Origin of the sequence: Proteus mirabilis ATCC 29906 (assembly GCF_000160755.1) — a bacterium.
Classification (GTDB): domain Bacteria; phylum Pseudomonadota; class Gammaproteobacteria; order Enterobacterales; family Enterobacteriaceae; genus Proteus; species Proteus mirabilis.
The window spans coordinates 1,275,843-1,292,761 of record NZ_GG668576.1; the positions used below are offsets into that span (position 1 = coordinate 1,275,843).

13 protein-coding genes are annotated in these 16,919 nt (G+C 38.3%); 7 read left to right on the top strand and 6 right to left on the bottom strand.

Features of this window, described 5'->3' with window-relative positions; translation table 11 throughout:
- The 3 genes from leuD (at position 1) to mutH (ending at position 3,844) form a co-directional block, all read left to right on the top strand.
- Entirely contained in the window at positions 1–603 is a 603-nt protein-coding gene (gene leuD, locus HMPREF0693_RS05770; protein WP_004244140.1) for a 3-isopropylmalate dehydratase small subunit, read from the top strand.
- Positions 604–884: 281 nt separating this feature from the next.
- Positions 885–2,564 carry an HTH-type transcriptional regulator SgrR gene (gene sgrR / locus HMPREF0693_RS05775; RefSeq protein ID WP_004244141.1) on the top strand — a complete coding sequence of 560 codons (1,680 nt, stop codon included), beginning with the start codon at positions 885–887 and terminating at the stop codon, positions 2,562–2,564.
- A gap of 602 nt (positions 2,565–3,166) precedes the next feature.
- Entirely contained in the window at positions 3,167–3,844 is a 678-nt protein-coding gene (gene mutH, locus HMPREF0693_RS05780) for a DNA mismatch repair endonuclease MutH (protein WP_004244142.1), read from the top strand.
- A 78-nt stretch (positions 3,845–3,922) separates the two neighbouring features.
- Here mutH and HMPREF0693_RS05785 read toward each other — a convergent pair whose 3' ends face one another.
- The 5 genes from HMPREF0693_RS05785 to speA form a co-directional block, all read right to left on the bottom strand.
- Positions 3,923–4,267 carry a helix-turn-helix domain-containing transcriptional regulator gene (locus tag HMPREF0693_RS05785; protein WP_004244143.1) on the bottom strand — a complete coding sequence of 115 codons (345 nt, stop codon included), beginning with the start codon at positions 4,265–4,267 and terminating at the stop codon, positions 3,923–3,925.
- The gene (locus HMPREF0693_RS05790) at positions 4,257–4,598 is read right to left on the bottom strand and encodes a type II toxin-antitoxin system RelE/ParE family toxin (RefSeq protein ID WP_004244144.1); all 342 of its coding nucleotides are present in this window, start codon (positions 4,596–4,598) and stop codon (positions 4,257–4,259) included. Before HMPREF0693_RS05790 ends, HMPREF0693_RS05785 begins: the two co-directional genes overlap by 11 nt.
- A 180-nt stretch (positions 4,599–4,778) precedes the next feature.
- A complete protein-coding gene (locus HMPREF0693_RS05795; protein ID WP_004244145.1) occupies positions 4,779–5,558 on the bottom strand; it encodes an acetoin reductase in 780 nt (259 codons plus the stop codon).
- A gap of 329 nt (positions 5,559–5,887) precedes the next feature.
- Positions 5,888–6,808 (bottom strand): agmatinase, encoded by a 921-nt coding sequence (gene speB, locus HMPREF0693_RS05800; RefSeq protein WP_004248574.1) that lies wholly within the window; start codon positions 6,806–6,808, stop codon positions 5,888–5,890.
- Positions 6,809–6,906: 98 nt separating this feature from the next.
- Positions 6,907–8,814: a biosynthetic arginine decarboxylase gene (gene speA / locus HMPREF0693_RS05805; RefSeq protein ID WP_004244147.1), complete on the bottom strand. Its 1,908-nt coding sequence runs from the start codon at positions 8,812–8,814 to the stop codon at positions 6,907–6,909.
- 691 nt (positions 8,815–9,505) lie between these two features.
- Between speA and metK the strand changes: the two genes are divergently transcribed.
- Entirely contained in the window at positions 9,506–10,660 is a 1,155-nt protein-coding gene (gene metK / locus HMPREF0693_RS05810) for a methionine adenosyltransferase (RefSeq protein WP_004244148.1), read from the top strand.
- A gap of 160 nt (positions 10,661–10,820) precedes the next feature.
- Here the strand turns inward: metK and bcsG are convergent, their stop codons facing one another.
- Positions 10,821–12,530 carry a cellulose biosynthesis protein BcsG gene (gene bcsG / locus HMPREF0693_RS05815; protein ID WP_004244149.1) on the bottom strand — a complete coding sequence of 570 codons (1,710 nt, stop codon included), beginning with the start codon at positions 12,528–12,530 and terminating at the stop codon, positions 10,821–10,823.
- A gap of 828 nt (positions 12,531–13,358) precedes the next feature.
- Between bcsG and bcsR the strand changes: the two genes are divergently transcribed.
- Genes bcsR through bcsA form a run of 3 tightly spaced genes read left to right on the top strand, consistent with a single transcriptional unit; the run spans position 13,359 to position 16,893 of the window.
- Complete coding sequence (bcsR, locus tag HMPREF0693_RS05820; RefSeq protein ID WP_004244150.1) at positions 13,359–13,550, top strand: BcsR/BcsP family cellulose biosynthesis protein; 192 nt, start codon at positions 13,359–13,361, stop codon at positions 13,548–13,550.
- Positions 13,551–13,558: 8 nt separating this feature from the next.
- Positions 13,559–14,290, top strand: coding sequence for a cellulose synthase operon protein YhjQ/BcsQ (locus HMPREF0693_RS05825; protein ID WP_017627923.1), 732 nt, complete (start codon positions 13,559–13,561; stop codon positions 14,288–14,290).
- Between the two features lie 5 nt (positions 14,291–14,295).
- Entirely contained in the window at positions 14,296–16,893 is a 2,598-nt protein-coding gene (gene bcsA, locus HMPREF0693_RS05830; RefSeq protein ID WP_004244152.1) for a UDP-forming cellulose synthase catalytic subunit, read from the top strand.
- The last annotated feature ends 26 nt before the right edge of the window (positions 16,894–16,919 follow it).

Genomic DNA, 16,919 nt, shown 5'->3' on the forward strand with positions numbered 1-16,919 from the left:
ATGAATAAATTCACACAACACACTGGAATTCCAGTACCTTTAGATGCTGCTAACGTGGATACTGATGCGATTATTCCCAAACAATTTTTACAAAAAGTCACTCGCACAGGATTTGGTAAACACTTATTTCATGATTGGCGATTTTTAGATGATGAAGGCACCCAGCCTAACCCATCATTTATTTTAAATCAGTCCATCTATCAAGGTGCTTCTATTTTATTGGCGCGCGAGAATTTTGGTTGTGGATCTTCTCGCGAACATGCGCCTTGGGCGCTCACAGATTATGGCTTTCATGCGGTGATCGCGCCGAGTTTTGCTGATATTTTTTACGGCAATTCCTTTAATAACCAGTTATTGCCAATCAAATTAAGCGATGAGCAAGTTACACAGTTATTTAATTGGGTAACAGAGCATGCTGGTATGCCTATTACCGTTGATTTAGTTGCCCAACAAGTGATCGCCGGTGAATTATGCTTCTCATTTGAAATCGATGCATTTCGCCGTCATTGCATGATTGAAGGATTAGACAGTATCGGATTAACGTTACAACACCAAGCAGAAATAAGTGCTTATGAAGCTAAACAACCTGCTTTTATGCGTTAATCACTGACTCAATTACCTTATTTCACTGTTTGTTATCTGTAAAAATTTAAACTTTGTCATTCTCGCCGCTATTTACCTCGCGGCATTTTTTTTCAGTAAAACGAACAAAAAAGCCAGTGAACTATTATCACTGGCCGGTAATCACCGCATGCTCAAAGGGGGAGTCTGTTAGTATTCATAATTTGTGATAACTAACATAAGAGCTAACTTTAAACACAAACATTATCGGTCTAATATAAGGAAATTAAAATTGATCACTTTAATAAGGTATTTCCTCTTTTATGACATCACCCCGCTTAGAGTTGCAATTTATTCGCTTATGGCAAGCTTTTGAGGGAAAAGAGACTGAAACCACATTACAAGAGCTTGCTGAAACATTACATTGCACTCGTCGCCATGTGCGTTCGTTACTAAACAAAATGCATCAAACTGGTTGGATAGATTGGCAAGCAGAAGTAGGAAGAGGAAAAAAATCCACCCTGACTTTTCATTCTAACGCCTTTGACATCCAACAAAGCCGAGCAGAGCGATTACTGGAAGAAAATGATATAGAAAAGCTCGTTGCACTGATGGGCGATAAAGACTCGTTACGGCAAATGGTGCTTTCACAGATTGAAAAAAGCTTTCACCCTAGCCAACAACGTCTACGAATAATTTACTATCGCCCTTTTCGTAATTTATTACCCGGTACGCCGCTTCGGCGCTCTGAATTACATTTAATGAGCCAAATATTTAATTCATTACTTCACTTAAAAGAGGAAAATGGGGAAGTCGAAGCGGAATTAGCCCATCACTGGCAGATGCTCAGCGAGCAACATTGGCGCTTTTATTTACGCCCTGCTATCTATTTTCACCATGGACGAGAATTAACCATAGAGGATATCAGCACCTCTTTAATGAGAATGAAAGTCTGCAATCCACTTTATGCACATATTGAGAAAATAACCTCACCGCAACCTTATGTTATTGATATTTATTTAACCGTACCGGATAAACAATTTGCCACCCTATTAGGTAGCCCACAAGCAGCGATCTTGCCCCAAGAATGGCGAACTCTCGCTAATTTTTCTCAGCACCCCATTGGCACAGGGGCATACCAAGTGATGAGCAATGATCAACATAAACTGCAAATCAAAGCGTTTGATAGCTATTTTGGTTTACGCGCACTATTAGATAACATCGATATTTGGGTGGTTCCTGAATTAAAAGACAAAATGGTTTGCTCTACCCTTCATTTAACCGATGATGATACTCATAACAACTCACTGGAAAGCCGCAAAGAGGAAGGCTGTTATTTTTTACTTTACGATAGTCGTTCAACACAATGCCAACAACCTGAGATCCGCGAATGGCTTAGTAGTGTATTAACACCGGTGAATATGTTGGCCCATTGTGCGCCCTCTTATCAACGCCATTGGTCACCTGCTTATGGTTTATTGTTACACTGGCACCATAGCAAACTGATCCCACCGCATACTAAACCCGCTTCACTCACAAAACTGACCATTACACTGTATAAAGAGCACCACGAATACAGCACTATTGCTGAACTGATCAAAAAAATCTTATCTGACTATGATATCGAATTATCCATTCAAGTGCTTGATTATGAACAGTGGTATTATGGTGATGCAAAGAGTGATATCTGGTTAGCTACCGTCAATTTCTATAAACCGCTCGAGTTTTCTATTTTTGCAGCACTTTATGAACTGCCCCTATTTCACCAGTGCATGGGTGAACGTTATGAAGATGCCCTAGCCTTATGGCGTCAAAAAGTATTACCGCTTGAAGAGTGGTGTCGCCAATTAACACAAAATAATTGGCTTTTCCCGTTATTTCACCATTTACTTGAATTACAAGGGCAACGTACGATACGCGGTGTAAAAATGAATACCTTTGGTTGGTTTGATTTTAAATCGGCATGGTTTATACCTGATTTAGAAACGCCCCCATTAAAATAGCGTTTTCACTTATAATTATGTTAATTCACAGAAACCCGCAAAGTTATAAACACCAACAGTAAGGCCTAGGGGATTTATTCACTTTTTCTGTGGATATCTATGTGAAAAAGAGTGAGATAATCAGGGTATAGTTTTTATATTAGCCTACAGACTGTTGAAACATTTTTTAAAATATCACTTATAATTCAAATTAGTAGATAAGTTTTTATCCCTATTTCAACGATTGGATAAACCAATGAATAAAGTCCAATGGTTAAATTGTACGAAAAACAACCACAGTCGGTTTTATCCACAGGTTGTGCCGATTAGTTAATCGAAATAGGCAGATTTTGGGGAATATCGGCAAAAGTCAAGGCTGTAAATCAGAACAGTGATCTCACTTTTGCGGAGTTATCCCACAAAGCTGTGGATAACCTAGTGCAAAAGCCTGTTTATGATCTAAGGATAACCCTGAACAACTTATATCATTTATTATTAAAACCTCGATTCACATAAAAAAATGATGATATATCATGCTATTATGTTTTAACTTAAATCAGTGAAAAAACATTTTCCATCATCCTTTTTTTCTGTTTATTTATTGTACAGGAAGACAGTTATTTATGTTTACGCCACCAGCAGCACCTGAAAATGAATCCGTTTTATTCGCACGAGCACAAGCGCTGGCTGGTTATACCTTCGGTGAACTCGCTGCTTTTGCACAGCTTCCTATTCCTGAAAATTTAAAGCGTGATAAAGGTTGGGTCGGTATGCTATTGGAATACTATTTAGGTGCCAGTGCCGGCAGTAAACCTGAACAAGATTTTTCTCATATCGGTGTTGAGCTAAAAACCATCCCTATCGACCGTTTTGGTATGCCATTAGAAACGACCTTTGTTTGTGTTGCCGCACTTACAGGAAACAGTGGGATCACATGGGAGAATAGCCATGTAAAACGCAAGCTGTCAAAAGTATTATGGGTACCTGTAGAGGGAGAACGGGAGATCCCATTAGCACAGCGTAGAGTCGCTTCCCCGCTACTTTGGAGCCCCAATCATCTTGAAGAAGAGCTACTGCGTCACGATTGGGAAGAGTTAATGGATATGATTGTCTTAGGAAAAGTAGAAAGCATTACTGCGCGTCACGGACAAGTATTACAAATTCGCCCTAAGGCTGCTAACAGTAAGGCATTAACCGAAGCCATTGGTGAAAATGGACAACGCATCATGACACTTCCCCGTGGTTTTTATTTAAAAAAGAACTTTACAGCGCCACTGATTGCTCGTTATTTCCAACTTTAATGCGTTACAGTAAACAAAATGCCCCGAGTTATCTTAGTGAATAACTCGGGGCACATCGTATTTTTTGCTGGTAAATTATTAAACACAGTGAGTTGATGCTAATCGAACGCCTACTGCTCTGGTGATTTCTGTCAATGTTGTCAGTGTTGGATTACCATTTTCAGATAATGCTCGATAAATATGTTGTCGAGATAATCCTGATTTTTTCGCAATCACGCCCACTCCACCATGAGCCTCAATAATTTGCCGTAATGCAATTAAAAATGCACCTATTCCCCCAGGCTCATAAATACCTTCTAACGCCGTTTGCAAATACACCTCAGCATAATCAGGATCTTCTCGTAGTTCATTTATCATCTCTAAATCATGGTCAAGATATGCAGGAACAGTTTTTCTTTTTACTACATCTATTTTATTGGTCATTTTTCATCCTTACATGATAATCTTCAAGATAGTTCACTGCTTTATCAATATCTGCTTGTTGAGTACTTTTATTCCCTCCAACAAGTAAAAGAATAATAAATTCATTTTCTATTGAATAATAAACCCGATATCCCTGCCCGAAGTTTATTCGTAAAGCCCAGACTCCATCACGAACAAATTTATGATCGGCGAAGTTACCATAACATGCTCGAGTTACTTGTACTTCAATTTTAGCAGCCGCTTGAGGATCTCGTTTCCTAAGCTTTTGTATCCACTCTCGATAGGGTACTTTTTGGTTTCTGTCCTGATAACGCACTATTTTATATGGCATTTGCTTTCCTTATTGCCAAAGTCCTAATTGTTGCTTATAAATCACACTAAAAATGTAACTTATAACAGACAAAAATCAAAGAGGAAATATTTTTCGTACACATATCATAAAAAAATGCCCCGAGTTATCTTAGTGAATAACTCGGGGCACAAATAACAATTATGATTAAGTAATCAATAATTAACGATAGACAATACCGCCATCGGTTAAGATAGCTTGGCCCGTAATATAGTCGGAATCATCACTTGCCAAGAAGGAAACTAACGCAGCTACGTCATCAGGAGTTTGAGCACGACCTAGAGCAATACCGTCCACATATTTTTTATAGGTCTCACCTTTTGGTGCTCCAGTAATTTCAGCAAAACGCTCGTCAATCTCAACCCACATATCAGTGCCAACAATGCCCGGGCAATAAGCATTAACAGTGATGCCTGCGCTTGCATACTCTTTAGCTGCCGCTTGTGTTAATGCACGTACTGCAAATTTAGTGGCAGAATAAACCCCTAACATGGCAAAACCATCGTGCCCAGCAATAGAAGATGCATTAATAATCTTCCCTTTATGGCCTAATGCTTTAAATTTCTCAGAAGCGGCCTGAATACCCCACATCACACCATTAACGTTAATTTTGAAGATCCGATCCATATCTTCCGGGGTCACATCTGCAAGAGGTTTCACCTGTGCAATACCTGCGTTATTGATCATAACATCAAAACCGCCTAAGGTTTTTTCAGCATGTTCAACTGCCGCAAAGACTTCATCACGGTTGCTAATATCTGCAGCAAAGGTCGTTACTTTACGCCCTAACGCTTCAATTTCTTTTGCTACATCGGATAATTTATCTGCTTTTAAGTCAACCAGAGCAATATCGGCACCCTCTTTAGCAAGACGTAATGCGATACCACGACCAATTCCCTGAGCAGCACCTGTAACTAAAATTACTTTACCATTCAAAGCCATTGTCTTTCTCCTGAATATTTACAGATGAAAAAGCTCTTCCAAAAAAGAACTTTATTAATAATTTAACAGTAGCAATTAAAGTGCGATGTGACAAAGAAATGATCATTCACTAGTAAACACAATAAGTAGAATAGAATATAGTGAAAATAATTATCATTTAGAATAACAAGTTACCAAAAGGCCATCATCTGTTGCAAAAGAGCAGATGATCTTTTTTACTCATTAACTTTATAGTTAGCAAAAAATGCTTAACTCATTCATTTAATGGATAAAAATAAGGCAATATCTAAATAGATATTGCCTTGACATTATTTATGACAAAAAAGTAATTATTTTTTAGCCGCTTGCAGATATAGCATATCAAGTGCAATGGTTGCTCCGGCAAGGGCAGTAATATCTGATTGATCATACGCTGGCGATACTTCAACTAAATCCATGCCTACAATATTTAACGGCTGTAGAGCACGCAGCATTTTCAGCGCCTTATCCGTGGTTAATCCACCCACAACCGGTGTTCCTGTACCCGGTGCAAATGCGGGATCAAGGCAATCAATATCAAAAGTCAAATAAACAGGAAGTGAACCCACAATCTCTTTAATTTGCGCGACTAAATCATCAACCCCACGATCATTAACTTGTGCAGCATCCAAGACAGTAAAGCCGTTATTAGTGTCATGCTCGGTACGAATACCAATTTGCACTGAATGCTGTGGATCAATCAAACCTTCATTAGGAGCATGATAGAACATCGTACCGTGATCAAACTTACTGCCATTAGCATAAGTATCGGTATGAGCATCAAAATGCACCAAAGCCATTTTGCCAAAGTGTTTAGCGTGAGCACGTAATAGAGGTAATGTCACAAAGTGATCACCACCAAAGGTTAAACATCTTTTACCTGCTGCTAGCAATTTTTCCGTATGAGCTTGTAGCTTATCACTCATATCTTGCGCATCACCGAAGTTAAATACTAAATCACCACAATCAACAACTTTGAGGCGTTCACGCATATCGAAGTGCCAAGGCCAGCGATGTCCTTCCCACGCTAAGTTAGTCGAAATCTGGCGAATAGCGCCGGGCCCATGGCGAGTACCTGCACGACCTGAAGTTGCCATATCAAAAGGCACCCCAGTGATCACCCAATCAGCATCACTGCTATAAGGTTGAAAATTCAGTGGAAAACGTAAAAAACCAAATGCATTTGAGATCAAAGAATTATCAGTCTCATTACCTAACGTACAATTTTTCATGCCATTACCTCTGTTACTTATTTTAACAAGCAACATATAAATCAATATGATAGATAAAGAGTGATGTATCAACACCACTCTGCATTAGGAAGTAAGCATTACTCCTCTTCTTCCAGATAGGTATAACCGTATAAGCCACTTTCAAATTCAGTTAGGAACTGCTCTTGGAGTGCTTTATCTAACTGTGCATTTTTCACTTGAGTACGGAAGCGCTCCAACAATACCGCAGGATTAAGTTTTACATATTGAAGCATATCCGCAACGGTATCACCCTCTTCACTCAACTGATAAGTAAGATTGCCTTTCTCATCAAGATAAACATCAACAGCAGCTGTATCACCAAATAAGTTATGCATATTTCCAAGGATTTCCTGATACGCCCCCACCATAAAGAAGCCAATCATTGGTGGATATTCAGGATCATAAGCTGGCATTGGCATCGTGGTTTCGACCCCATCACCATCGACATAATGATCGATAATACCATCTGAATCACAAGTGATATCTAGCAATACTGCACGCCGATCGAGCGGTTTATCTAAACCTTCAATTGGTAATACAGGGAATAATTGATCAATTCCCCAAGCATCAGGCAATGACTGGAACAGTGAAAAGTTGACATAGAACTTATCTGACATACGCTCTTGCAGTTCATCAATAATCGGGCGATGGGCTCGATTACTTGGATCTAAATCATATTGAATATGACGACAGATATTCAGATATAACTCTTCCGCCCATGCACGCTCTGTCAGACTTAACATACCGTGTACATATTGAGTATGGACATCATGTAAATCTAATTGGCTATCATGTAGCCATTCACGTAATGAACGGCTATTCCCTTTGGTTTGCATCTCTTCCCATGTTTCCCAAAGGCTTGCGATAGGTCTTGGAGCATCTTCGGCCGGTGGCGTGATTGCAGTAAATTCGTTACGTTCAACACCAATAACATTGGAAATAAGCACCGTATGATGCGCAGTTAATGCTCGACCTGATTCTGTAATAACGGTTGGATGAGGTAATTCATTTTCATCACAAGCATCACCAATCGCCCAAATCACGTTATTAGCGTATTCATTAAGGCCATAGTTAACAGAGCAATCAGATTGTGAGCGCGTACCTTCATAATCAACGCCCAAGCCACCACCAACATCAAAATACTGAATATTGACCCCTAACTTATGTAGCTCAACATAAAAACGGGCTGATTCACGCACACCTGTCGCAATATCACGGATATTAGCCATCTGTGATCCAAGGTGAAAATGCAATAACTGCAAACTATCTAAACGACCAGCTTGGCGTAGCGTATCAATCAGTTGTAGTACTTGTGTTGCAGCAAGGCCGAATTTTGATTTTTCACCCCCACTGGCTTGCCATTTACCGGAGCCTTGAGAAGCAAGGCGAGCACGAACCCCTAAGCGGGGGATCACTTCTAAACGTTCGGCTTCTTCAAGTACCATTTTTATCTCAGACATTTTTTCAATGACCAAGAACACTTTATGACCGAGCTTTTCCCCTGTAAGGGCTAAACGAATATATTCGCGATCTTTGTAACCATTACAAACAATCACCGAACTGGTCATGTTGGCATGAGCAAGCACTGCCATTAATTCAGCTTTAGAGCCAGCTTCTAATCCTAATGGCTCTCCAGCATTAATTAGCGATTCAATCACACGACGCTGTTGATTGACTTTAATTGGATAAACTAAAAAGTAATCCCCTTTGTAGCCATAAGACTCACGTGCACGATGAAAAGCGGCATTAATTGAGCGCAAACGGTGCTGTAAAATTTGTGGAAAACAAAACAGCGCAGGAAGGCGTAAATGTGAATGCTCTTCTTGTACTTGCTTAACTAATTCTGTTAAATCCAGCGTTGCTTCAGGCACATCAGGATTTGGGCAAACACTAATATTGCCGCGATTATTCGCGCAGTAGTATCCTCCCCCCCAATATGTGATGTTATAAGTCTGTTGCATCTTACGAGCGATGTTATCATTCATGACATTCTCCTTAGGGAGTATGAGTTTATACCTTGCCTGTCACTATAGTAGTCAATAATTTCATGGCTAGCTGAAATGACCGATAAATAACAGTTAGAAGTAATGACTCACTATATATTTTTGTATGATTATCCAGCCTAACGCAGGATATAGTAGTAGAAAGCGATGAAGTTAACCGACTAATAGTTAACACAATCACCTATTGGCAAGTAACAGACAACTTCGCTCTAAAGAAAAAGAGCTCAAAGAGGAAATCACTCTAGACATACTACGGGTATAGTATTGGCGAGTACTGTTTTGGTTTTTGAAAAGAATAACCAGTAGACAATGGATCATTACCCATTCACTCCACACATGGCTTAACCTTATAAGCCATTTCCCTAACAGAGAAACAGGATCAGCAATCCTGCGGTTTACACTGTGATTCAGTTTTCACAGTAACGGCGAGGTTATACCTGTAGTTGAATCAAAATGCAAAAACAAAATAGATAAATCGCTTTTTTTTATTATTTTTCTTTTTGCTCACTTGAAAAATTGTGTCACACAAAAAATGATATCAACTATTGGATGCGAGTTTATCCCTATATTTGATTAAAAAAAGCTGGAATTAAAGAGAAAACAGTCCTAAAATGGACGTCTAGATGTTAAAACATCCATCCTTAGACCATCTGTATTAAGGTAACGAGATATAATGACTACACACCTTTTTACTTCTGAATCAGTATCAGAAGGTCATCCAGACAAAATTGCGGATCAAATTTCTGATGCCGTATTGGATGCAATTTTAGAACAAGATCCAAAAGCACGTGTTGCCTGTGAAACTTACGTTAAAACAGGCATGGTGATGGTAGGCGGAGAAATTACCACCAAAGCTTGGGTTGATATCGAAGAGATCACACGTAAAACAGTACGTGAAATCGGTTATACCAGTTCAGATATGGGCTTTGATGCTAATTCCTGCGCCGTTATCAGTGCGATTGGTAAACAATCCCCAGATATCAACCAAGGTGTTGACCGCGCAGATCCTCTTGAACAAGGTGCCGGTGACCAAGGCTTAATGTTTGGTTATGCCACTAATGAAACTGACGTTCTGATGCCAGCGCCTATTACTTATGCTCACCGCTTAGTCCAGCGCCAAGCTCAAGTACGTAAAAATGGCACACTACCATGGTTACGTCCAGATGCTAAAAGCCAGATCACTTTCCAATACGACAATAACAACATTGTTGGTATTGATGCCGTGGTTTTATCAACTCAGCATGCTGAAGATATTTCACAAAAAGACTTACATGAAGCGGTAATGGAAGAGATCATTAAACCTATTCTGCCAACAGAATGGTTAAATGAACAAACCAAATATTTCATTAACCCAACAGGTCGTTTTGTTATCGGTGGCCCAATGGGCGACTGTGGATTAACAGGTCGTAAGATCATTGTTGATACTTATGGTGGTATGGCACGCCACGGCGGTGGGGCATTCTCTGGTAAAGATCCTTCCAAAGTTGACCGTTCTGCGGCTTATGCTGCACGTTATGTTGCAAAAAATATTGTTGCTGCGGGCTTAGCAGATCGCTGTGAAATTCAAGTGTCTTACGCTATTGGTGTTGCAGAGCCAACATCTATTATGGTCGAAACATTTGGTACTGAAAAAATCCCTACCTCACAACTGATCTTATTAGTACGTGAGTTCTTTGATTTACGCCCTTATGGCTTAATTCAAATGCTGGATTTACTGCATCCGATCTACCAAAAAACAGCAGCATACGGTCATTTTGGTCGTGCTGAATTCCCTTGGGAAGCAACAGATAAAGCTGAGATTTTACGTGAAGCTGCGGGTTTAAAATAAATTTCCCTTGTTTCATAGCAAACTCATTAAACCACATCTTTTAGGTGTGGTTTTTTTATTCCTGAAATTTATCTGTTTGTTAACCATAAAAAAACCCCGCAATATTAACGGGGAACTCAAAGTCAGTAAGAGAACAGGGAGTGATGATGAAATAAACAAATCAATCAGGGTAGTCTATCCACTCTCCTTCATTTAATTTGATATAAGATTTCCCTTGATAATCAACCACAATGGTATTTTGATTTTCTGATACTGTCGCGGTTTGTGGTAATTCACGGGTTAAAGCATTCCAATCTATGGTGGATTGATTAAAGATATCGCCATTCACATTACGGAGAATAAAATCGGATAACGCTAAATAACTGCTTGGTTTATCGATCATCATAGGCGTATGAGGTAAACGTTGATTTTTAAGTCCAGTAAAACGAATACCGACAGGAACCGTAGTAATACTTTGGCTTGGAATATCTCGCAAACCAGACATCTGAGTTATATCACCTTGTAATGCGGCTCCATGTTCAGGAACAATCACTACCATCACTCTTCTGCCACGTTTATCAAGGGTATTAATAAAAGCATTTAAGTTATCAAGTAGTGCTGAGGCTCTTTTGCCATAATCAGCCGTTGTATTTTCGCCAACGAACCTATTACCATCATGAAGTGACACTAAATTGACAAAGGTCACCGTCCGTTTTTCATCTGATTTTTCTCGTGCTTTTAACCAACGCTCTAAGGTCTCTTTATCGTTATAGATTTTAGAGCCATCAAAAGCGGTAATTTGATGAGAGAGTCCGCTTTGATCTTGCAACGGCACATTAAGATTACCTAACTCCCTAATTTCTTGAAGATAATGACCAAACTCGCCATTATGATCGAGCACCAATTTCTTCTCAAAACCTAAAGCAGCCAGATTATCCATCAATAAGCATTGCATATCGGCAGGATCATACAAATCAGCGTGTTGTGTTTGCCCACAACTGGCTCTTAATAAACGTAATGAAGCGGGACCACTATAAGAAGCAACACTATTAAAGCGATTAAATAACACATCAAAGTTACCCCAAATAGGATGTTGCTGTAATCCGACGGCTGCCGCATCAGCGGTAGAGAGTGAACAAATATTAATAATTAAAATATCAAAGGGTTGTGCATGAGAAGAGAGCTGAGCGGGAGCCGGTGTGCTGCGTTTATTTTCGTAACGATAAAACTGAGCAAGCCATTCATCTAACACTTTGTTATTAGCTGGCTGTTTTTGTGGCGGGTAAGGTGAACTCAGTACGTTATTATTTTGCGCTCTAGTCTGCGCTGTCGATAATATTTCTGTATTTTGCGGTTGTGGCTGATCGATAGATGTGTTGGTTTGCTGAGTAAAGCTATTGGCAGAAACAGCAGAAACCATAGCGCCTGAAAAATGGGTAAAACCACTAATATTAAGCCACACTACACCCGCGATAATAAACACCGACACTCTTACCCACTGTTCAATAAAGAGATACCCTACCAGTAAAATAAATGCCACCCCGATCATCTTTAAGTTAATAAAATTAACAGCTAATTCAATGAGGTAAGAGAATGAAAAATTTTTTAACTGCCCTCCTTGTTCTAATACCGTTGAAAAACTAGGTAGCCAAGTGTCGTGGTAGAAAAGCATAACCCCTATAGGGATCGCTATCCAATTACGTAATTTATGCCAAAATGTTTTCGGTAATGGAAATAATAAAAATGCTAGAAAGAGTAAATTGCTAAATGCATCAAATTTTAAATAACCATACCAAAGCAAAACAAACTTTAGCAAAAAATAAAAATTCCAGGCGCCCAACCCATGCCAGTAATGTAAAAAACTGAACCGAGTTGTTTTAGTCTTGTTCATTTTAATTACCTACTTATTCGTATCTATATAATATCCGACATTGATATGAATATTCATATTTGCCTTTTTATACTTCTTATTTTTATAAATAACTATAAAGTTAATTCTTAATAGAATATTCCCCCATTAATTAGTAAAACTACTTATATGCAAAAAGAAAGAGTACATAAAAATAAATTACTGACAAATAAATATAAGCAATCAACTTAAAAATAATTAAGTTGATTAATAAACAAAACGCCACTTTATATTTATATAATAGACATAAATTTTATAGTTGTGTTGTTATTTTAAAAAATAAATAGCAACACAGAGTTATCTTATTTTCTTATATCCAAAACCAAACAAAATAATCACAAATAGAACGGTTAAATTAACAAATACATTACAAAACAAACACTACAAGAACATAAAGCTAAAAAACAAAATAAAAACAATAACAAACAGATGATTTAACTAATTTAATGGTATTTTACTTGATAAAAATCAAATCTTTTTTGATCATCTAAAAAAGACTATCTTAGAATTTGTTATAAATAGGTAATTTACAATTATCTTATATTTAGTTTTTTTGACTAATAATGGTTTATTTATTATTTAAATGAATTTATTGAGAATATTATCATTGTCAAAGAGGGTTATTATTTATTCCCAATGGAATTTAAATTCGCATATTTAATTTATGTATTTATACGTAATTGAAATAACTATTTTTAAGGCATATCCTTAAATAAAGAATATTAATATTTTATTTAACACTTACCCCTTCTTTGACTAAGAAAAATAAAATTACAGGTTAAGAACTTATTTTTATATGAGGGTTCAAAAATGGAAAATAAAAAATTTATTCGCTCGGAGATAAAAAGAGAAAAAGAGAGTACAAACCAAGACATAAATAAATTAAAGAAATTATTTTCAATAAACAACTATCACTATAGAGATATTAATAACGAAGAAAATCAACATAGCCTTATTTATCGTTGGCCATTACTCAACACATTTAATTCAATAACTAAATGAGAAAAACTATGCCACTAATTGTATTAAAAGGGCTCAGAGGTGGAGTAGGAACCACCTCAATAACCGTTGCACTGGCTCGCCAATTTCATCACCATAAATACAATGTCATTGTTATCGATAACTGTGTGAATAATATCTTACATTTCTATTTTCCAGAAAAATCACAAGTCACCACATTAGGACAAGCACTACTCGCGCATACCCCAATAGAACAAGCGATTTGTGATTATCAAAACGGTTATCAAATTTTACCTTTTGGAGTCGTTAATTCAGAAGATAAATTGCACTTGCAAGCATCTGCCACTGCCAACCAACATCTACAGCATTTTTTTACCGCTTTTACTCAACAATACCCAGACACTTTAATTTTTCTCGATTTACAACCAGAGCACGATACCCTTTTTAAATCATGGGTTGCGAAAGCCAATATCGTATTAACCGTTACCACACCTGAAAGTAACTGTCATATTCGGCTTAACCAACATACCTTTGCTGCCAATGAGTATATTCTGGTGAATCAATTTTGTGCCACTAGCCAAATCCATCAAGATTTTTATCAATTTTGGCAAACCAGTCAGTTTCCTTTCTGCCCAATAAAACTTCATCGCGATGAAGCATTATTAGAAGCCTGTGCTTCACGCTTACCTTTATATGATTACCGCGCTAATTGCATGTTAGTTGAAGAAATTAATCAACTTCTACAATGGTGTTTGCCTTTATTGTTAAGCAAAAAAGGATAGCCACAATGTCAACCATCGATTATCCAGAGAAAAAAGCGTCCCGCTCGATAAGGCAACAGGCTACTGTGCAGCCGCATATCTTAACCCGTTATTACAAATTTTATCGTCATAATGGGGCTTCATTCAGTGCGGCTATCGTGAATGAGCTTTTCTGGGTATTAATGTGGCTCTTTTTGCGTATGGAATCCCCTTTTTGGCAGAAAATAGCACAAAAACAACAACAACTATTTCCTCATATTAATCCGCGTCGCCCTAAATTATGCGATCCGATCCGATACTTATTACAAAGTATTTGGCTTATTTGCCATTATTTGATGCTCACCTTGGTGAAAAAACCGATTCAATTTATTGTCTATATTAGACAGTATTATCAAAATCTCTTTGCTCGCTTATCTCCTGTTGCGCGAGATATGATCCATCATAAGAAAACAAACACGCCACTATGGCAATACGCTCTATTATCGCTCGTTGCTGTTTTTGCCATTTTTATTATCTTATTAAGTATTACTCAACCTTTTGATTTAAAACTACAATTTGTTTTTGTTCTCGTGATTTGGCTGATAGCCTTAGCTATCCGCGATATCCCTGGCCGACTGTCTTCTATTACCATTATTATTTTATCGCTGACTATTGCTTGCCGATATATTTGGTGGCGCTATCAATACACACTCTACTGGGTGGATAATCTGAGCCTTTTCTTTGGGATCTTACTATTACTGGCTGAAACCTATGCATGGATTGTGTTATTTCTTAGTTTTATGCAATGTATTTGGCCACTCCATCGACAACCTATTTCAATGCCTCAAGATACAACACAATGGCCTACTGTCGATATTTTTATTCCCACATATAACGAAGCGCTACAAGTTGTAAAACCAACACTTTATGCCTGTTTAAACATTGATTGGCCTAAAGATAAATTAACTATCTATTTATTAGATGATGGCTCTCGCCCTGAGTTTGCGGCTTTTGCTAAAGAAATTGGTATTCGGTATATCACTCGCGAAAAACATGATTTTGCCAAAGCCGGTAATATCAACCATGCATTGAGCAAAGCCTGCGGAGAATATGTGGCTATTTTTGACTGTGACCATATTCCGACACGCTCATTCTTACAATTTACTATGGGCTGGTTCCTAAAAGACGAAAAAATGGCATTGGTACAAACACCACACCATTTTTTCTCTCCTGATCCCTTTGAACGTAATTTAGGCAATTTCCGCGAAACACCGAATGAAGGCACGCTTTTTTATGGATTAGTGCAAGATGGTAATGATACTTGGAATGCGGCTTTTTTCTGTGGCTCCTGTGCTGTATTACGTCGTTGTGCTTTGGATGAAATTGGCGGGCTGGCAGTTGAAACTGTGACCGAAGACGCACATACCTCATTACGCTTACATCGCCATGGTTGGACTTCTGCTTATATTCGTATCCCTCTTGCCGCAGGATTAGCAACAGGATCACTTTCAGCACATATTGGCCAACGCATACGTTGGGCAAAAGGAATGATACAAATATTTCGTTTAGATAATCCACTCTTTGGCAAAGGGCTGACACTGCCACAGCGCTTTTGTTACCTCAATGCCATGTTGCACTTTTTATCAGGCATACCAAGGATGATCTTCTTATTAGCACCACTAACGTTCCTTATCTTTCATGCCTATATTATTTACGCACCCGCCATCGCTATCGCTTTGTATGTCGTGCCTTATTTATTACACATTTGGTTAGCCGCGACCAAATTACAAGGTCCTTATCGCCACTCATTTTGGGGAGAAATTTATGAAACGATTTTAGCTTGGTACACCACTCGTCCCGTATTAAGCACCCTATTCTCACCTTATAAAGGTAAATTTAATGTCACAGAGAAAGGGGCAATCATGAAGAAAAGTTTTGTCGATTGGCAAATTAATCGCCCCTATATTCTGTTTCTTAATCTTAATTTGCTAGGAATTCTATTTGCTTTCTGGCGTATCGCAACAGGCGATCCCGATGAAAGGTTAGCCGTACTCATGTGCTTAGTTTGGGTATGCTATAACTTAGTATTACTAGGTGTTGCCATTGCTGTTTCTGTAGAAGCAAAGCAAGAGCGACAGTTCCCACGGGTACGTCTAAGAGTACCCGCAATGCTATTACTCCAAGACGGTTCGCTTTATTCTTGTCAGCTCAATGACTTCTCTGATAATGGCTGTGCCATTGTATTACCAGATAATTTTACAGTTCCCTTATCTTGTCACCAAGAGATCACCGTTATTCTCAAACAAAATCAACGTGAATATGCTTTTGAAGCACGTATTTTACGGATTGATAATCGCATTATTGGCTTACAACTGCTTAATATGGATACACAAAAATCCATTGATTTTACCGCCTGTACTTTTGAACGAGCCGACACTTGGGCTAATTGGCAACACGCTCTCCCTGCCGATAATCCACTGAATAGTTTAAGAAATATCATTTATATCAGTATGCGGGGCTATAACACCTTACTTAAACGCGCCCCGTATCTTGTTTACCTCTTATTTCGTTTATTAGGGCAGTGTTTATTGTGGCTATTATCGCTACTTCCACGACGTGTCAATGTTTCACAAATATTTCATTAATCTTAACGGTAAAACTCAGCTTTTTG